Annotated in this window: 4 protein-coding genes; 2 read left to right on the top strand and 2 right to left on the bottom strand. The window is 70.3% G+C overall.

Annotation, left to right across the window (positions count from 1 at the left end):
• A partial coding sequence (locus ACLBYD_RS11155) for an SbcC/MukB-like Walker B domain-containing protein (RefSeq protein ID WP_447816487.1) occupies positions 1 to 2,665 on the top strand: 2,665 nt, incomplete at its 5' end.
• A 60-nt stretch (positions 2,666 to 2,725) separates the two neighbouring features.
• Here ACLBYD_RS11155 and ACLBYD_RS11150 read toward each other — a convergent pair.
• A complete protein-coding gene (locus tag ACLBYD_RS11150; RefSeq protein WP_016696183.1) occupies positions 2,726 to 3,910 on the bottom strand; it encodes a thiolase family protein in 1,185 nt (394 codons plus the stop codon).
• 190 nt (positions 3,911 to 4,100) lie between these two features.
• Positions 4,101 to 5,048, bottom strand: coding sequence for a hypothetical protein (locus tag ACLBYD_RS11145; RefSeq protein WP_447816486.1), 948 nt, complete (start codon positions 5,046 to 5,048; stop codon positions 4,101 to 4,103).
• Between the two features lie 319 nt (positions 5,049 to 5,367).
• Here ACLBYD_RS11145 and ACLBYD_RS11140 point away from each other — a divergent pair, with 319 nt between their 5' ends.
• Complete coding sequence (locus tag ACLBYD_RS11140; RefSeq protein WP_447816485.1) at positions 5,368 to 5,664, top strand: chorismate mutase; 297 nt, start codon at positions 5,368 to 5,370, stop codon at positions 5,662 to 5,664.
• The last annotated feature ends 30 nt before the right edge of the window (positions 5,665 to 5,694 follow it).

Below are 5,694 nucleotides of genomic sequence, written 5' to 3'. Positions count from 1 at the left end.
GGCCGCCGAGACGGATGCCGGTGTCGGTGCGGCCGCCGCCGGTCTGCAGCACCGGTGGCGCGCGTGGATCACCGCCGACCGTACGACGGCTCTGCTGCCGGAACTCGATCGGGATCGGGTCATCCTGATGCGCCGACTGTCCACGCGACTCGACGCACTGATCGACTCGTCCCCCACCGACGCCGGCGACACGGACTCCGAGGACGTCGACCTCGATTCGGCACTCGCCGAGCTGGATTCGCTGCCCACGACTGCCGCTCGGTCCGCTCTGAGCAACCTCGCCGGCGCCCCGGCCGAGCGCGAGCGCCGCGAACGTGAGGCGCGGACCGCGCGCGAGGACCTCGTCCGCGAACAGGCGGCACTCGACGCGATCGGCGAGGGCCCGGAACAGGCGCCCTGGCACGTGCGCACCGACGGTGTCCCACTGTGGCGGGCGGTCGAGTTCGTCGACACCCTCGGGGACGACGATCGCGCCGGAATCGAGGCGGCGTTGCTCTCCGCGGGTTTCCTCACCGCCACGGTCGACGGCGAGGGCCGCTTGCGTGCACTGGGCGGTCAGGTCCTCGTCTCGCCGCGCGGTGAACCACCGGCGCAGCCCCTGTCGACGGTCCTGCGTCCCGACCGCGAGGCCGACGTACCGCGCCCGGCGATCGAGGCGGTCCTCAACACGATCGGATTCGAGGACGCCACCGCGGTGGCCTCGGTCTCACGGGACGGCCGCTGGCACAACGGCGTTCTGCGCGGACGCCACACCGCCGAGGCCCCGCGCAGCATCGGCAGGCCTGCCCGGGAGGCCGCGACCGCGGCCCGTCGGGTGCGTCTCGACGAGATCCGCGCCGAACTCACCCGGATCGACCTGGCGGTGGAACAGCTGCGCGTCGACTACCCCGACGCGGTGCACCGGCGGGCGGAGATCGACGCGCACCTGTCGACCGCGCCGACCTCACATGCCCTGCGCGCCGCGCTCGAACGACGTCGGCACGCGTACGCGCATGTGCGGTCCGGGGCGAACACCGCGGTGGAACTGCGCGAGCGGGCGACGACGCTGCGTGCTCGCTGGACCGCCGAGCTCGACGCACACCGCACGGCGTGCGAGCACTTCGGCGTGCCCGGCGATGTTCCGGAACTCGAGGCGCTGGTCGCCGGATGCGCGTCCGCAGAGACACTGTGCACCGAACTGGCACGCGATCTCGGTGACGTCCTCGCCGCCCATGTCCGGTTCACGGATGCCGCCGAACGGTGCGTGCAGGCCACCGCCGAGCGGATCGACGCGGAGGAGCTCGCCGAATCGTGCCGCTACGAATGGCACGCGAAGGCCGCGGTGGTCGCTGCCCAGACCGCCGCTGTCGACGTCGATGCCGCCGACCTGGCGCGGGAACTGCGTGACTCGGAGGCCGAACGGGCACGCGCCGACGAACAGTTCCGACGCACAGTCGCCCATCGCGACCATCTCGGCCGTGCCGTCGCCGAGGTGCTGCAGCGATGTGCTGCCGCACGCGAACGGCTCGACCGCGACCGACGCGAACTCGCCGCGGCCGCCGAACTGCTCGCCGCGCACATGCAACTGCCCGAACTGCGCGCCGCGCTCGAGGAGGATCCGGGATCGGACTCCGCCTCTGCCCGGACGGTTCTGCCTCCGGTCCACCTCGAGGATCCGGATCATGTGCTCTCGGTGGCCCGCACCCTGCTGGCCGCGTTGCCGCCGCGCACGGGAGCCGACGAGAACGCGATGCTGGTCGCGCTGCAACAGTTCGACCGCGACATCACGGCCCGGTTCGACATCGAGCACACGGTGACACACGGCGCCCATCGCGTCCGGATCGCCGGGGCGGGCGACGACACCACGCCCGCGGGTGTCTCGGCCACCCTGAGTCGGCAGGTCGAGGACGGCCGGCGGGCACTGTCGCAACGCGAGCACGACGTGTTCACGGGATTCGTTCTCGGCGGTGTGGCCGACGAACTGCGCCGGCGGATCGAGCGGGCACGACAGGTGATCGCCGCGATGAACGACAGTCTCGCCGACAGCCGCACGACGCACGGGATCGGCGTGAGAATCGAGTGGCGCCCCGGTGGCGAGGACGCCGACGCGGCGCGGCTGACGCAGCTGCTCACCGCCACCGAGCGGTCACCCGACGATGCGTCCGAACTGGTCGGGATGCTGCGGCGCCGGCTGGAATCCGCCCACACCGCCGATCCGTCCGCCGGCTACGCCCAGCACCTGTCGCAGGCACTGGACTACCGGCGCTGGCACGAGGTCGAGGTGACCATCCTCGGCCCAGAACCGGACCGGGAGAGGCGGATCTCCGCGCGCGCCAAGATATCCCAGGGCGAGACCCGGTTCGTGTCGTACGTGGCACTGTTCGCGGCGGCGGACGGTTATCTCTCCGGCCTACCCGATACCGGCACCGCACTGCGCCTCGTGCTGCTCGACGACGCGTTCGCCAAGATCGACGACCCGACGATCGGTGAACTCATGGGTCTGCTCGTGCGGCAGGACATGGACTTCGTCATGACCGGGCACGCACTGTGGGGTTGTGTGCCCGAGGTACCCGAGCTCGACGTCTACGAGGTCCGGCGACTCGCCGACGGCGCGGCCGTGACGACCCGCGTGCACTGGGACGGCCGCGTCCGGCGACTCCGACCGCTCACCGAGCTGCGGACATGACAGTGGCGGGAGCGATACGGATCGCGCCCGCCACAGTCGGGTCTTTCAGGGGTGTCCGGATCAGGACACGCGGCGCAGCAGCGCGGCGAGTGCCTGTCCGCCACCGATGCACATGGTGACGACGCCGAGTTCGAGATCGCGGCGGATCAGGTCCTTGGCGACGCGCAGCGTCAGGATCGCGCCGGTCGCGCCGACCGGGTGGCCCAGGGCGATGGCACCGCCGTAGGGGTTGGTCTTCTCCGGGTCGAGCTTGGCGTCGCGCGCCACCGCCACGGCCTGCGAGGCGAAGGCCTCGTTGAGCTCGACGGTGTCGATGTCGGCCGGCGTCAGGCCGTTCTGCTCGAACAGCTTCACCAGGGCGAGAGTCGGGGCGTAGCCCATCAGCTCGGGCTCCATCGCCGCGGTGACGACCGACTCGAGCACGACGGAGGCACCGAGACCGCGTTCGCGGGCGACCGACTCGCGGGCCAGGACGAGCGCAGCAGCGCCGTCGTTGATCCCGGAGGCATTACCGGCGGTGACGGTGCCGTCCTTGATGAACGCCGAGCGCAGCTTGCCGAGCACCTCGAGGGTGGTGTCGGGCTTGGGGTGCTCGTCCTCGGTGACGGTGACGGGCTTGCGGCCACCGATCTCGACCGGAGTGATCTCCTCGGCGAAGGCGGCCTTCGCGGCGTCGGTGGCGGCGCGACGCTGCGATTCGAGGGCGAACTCGTCCTGCTGCTCGCGGCTGACGCCGTACTCGCGGGCGACGTTCTCGGCCGTGACACCCATGTGCTGTCCGCTGAACGGGTCGGTGAGCATGCCGACGGTGCCGTCGACGAGCTCGCGGTTGCCGAGCTTGTAACCGTTGCGGGCACCGAAGTCGTAGAACGGCATGCGCGACATGCTCTCGTCGCCACCGGCGACGGTGATCTCCGCGGCACCCCAACGGATCTCCTGGGCCGCGGACCACACGGCCTGCAGGCCCGAGCCGCACAGGCGGTTGACGGTCAGGGCCGGGGTGGAGACGGGAAGTCCGGCGGCGAGGGTGACGCGACGGGCGTTGTAGGCGTCGGCGCCGACCTGGCCGATGCAGCCCATGACGACCTCGTCGATGTCCTCACCTGCGACACCCGCGCGCTGCAGCGCCTCGCGTACGGCGGTGGCGCCGAGTTCGTGCGCGGGCACGTCCTTGAGTGCGCCGCCGAAGCTGCCGACGGGGGTGCGTGCGCCGTCGACGATGACGATGCGTTCCGGAGCGGTCATTTCTCGTCCAATCTGGTCGAACACCTGGGGTCCACGCGCCGGCACCGCCGAGCGCACGGCTCTTCGGGAAGGTGCCCTCCCGAAGCGTCCGACCGATGCTACGGCACCGAGTGCCGCGATTGCATCGGTCCGGACACACGCTGCAGAAACGTGAACGGAAACGCCATTCTACATATGGACTACGACGTTTTCACTCGCTGTCCGCAGTGAACGGAGCACCCGCCGCGAGACGTTCCGCAGCCACCGGTGTGCCCAGCTCACGCCGGTGCCGAGCGTCCTCCAGACAGAACTCGAGGAAGCGGTACAACTGCACGGGATCGACGGCCAGATGCCGTGAGTCCACCTCGATCCGGGGCTCGGACGGCAGGCGCTCGAACGGGAACACCCGACTCGTGCGCCGACGCGCCCACGCCGCCGACCCGTGCCCCTCGATCCAGATCTCCGGGAACCCCCGGTCGACCGCACGAAGACCCCGCACCGACACCCACGGCAGATAGGACTCTACGAACCAGCCGCGCAGCCTGATCCCGTCCGGTCCGAGAACGAGCGAACCGGCCCGGATGCGCCCGAGTGCCACCTCCACGAGGAAGGCCAGGCACACCCCGGCGACGAGCGCCAGCACCAGCGCCACGAGAGGTAGACCCTCGTTCCCGACCACGATCTCCACGGCTGCGCCGAGCGAGAGGAACGTCCCGCACAGCACCATCGCGAGCAGCAGACCGAAGACGGGGCGACGGCCCGCGATCTCGGTACTGCCGCGATCGGCCGTCTCGACGTACCGGACCCGCGGTGTGCGGCTCGGAGGCCACGGCGACGGTCGCCGGACCCCAGATCCGGCAGGCCACCAGAAGGTGGCGCCGAAGGCCGCCGTCAGCAGCATCAGCACCGCCAGGATCGAATAGAAGCGGTCGGCGCCCACCGAATCGGTGCCCCACGCGCCCGCTCCGCGGGCCGCGGCGAAAATCGCCACGAGCACCGCCGCACCGGCCGCTGCGTACACGTGCAGATTGCGCGTGCCGTGCTGCCATTCGCTCGGCGGTTCGATGTGGGATGTCGGTTCGGTACCGAAAGTCGGTTCGGTACCGGAAGTCGCAGCCTCCGTGCCGCGCCCACCCCACGGGACAACAGGTCGTCGCATCGGTCTCCCCTCCAGGTGTACCGAGGAGCCCCGACGTCCTCGGCCCTGCCGGTCGGCCGGAACGCTACCTCGAGCGGCGGACCCGATGCGGACCCTTCGGGCGCGATGTCACCGACGGGCACACGAGTTGGCACCGGTCGGTGTGACAATTAACATACCCCTCGGTCATCAGAGTGTTGAACCAGGTCACGGCCGTTTCTGAAGGGACAGGACGCGCATGGGAGAGTCTCGCGAGAATTTTTCCCTACGTGTCGGTAACACCTGTAGGCGTGAGCACGACACAATCTGTGACGATTCAGACGAGACCGGAGGAGTCTGCATGACTGTCCAGCTTGATTCGCCTGGCATCGCGTCCGTCGGCGAAGCTTCGTCGGCCGAGGCAGAGCCCGGGGAGCTGTTCGAGCAGATCAAGGAGCTCGACGCTCAGCTGCTCGCGGTGATCAAGCGGCGTTCGGAGCTCGTTCAGCGCGCCGGAGCATCCGCGAAGGGCACCGACGCGAGCCGCGAAGCACAGGCCGAGGAAATGGCCGTCCTGCGACGCTTCGCCGAACTCGGCACCGACGGCAGCACGCTCGCGATGACGCTGCTGCGCCTCGGCCGCACCCGCAAGGCCTGAGACCTACCACCGACGGCCCCCGCACCACAC

This window comes from Rhodococcus sp. C26F (assembly GCF_053345925.1).
This window is presented reverse-complemented; position numbering and strand designations above follow the sequence as displayed.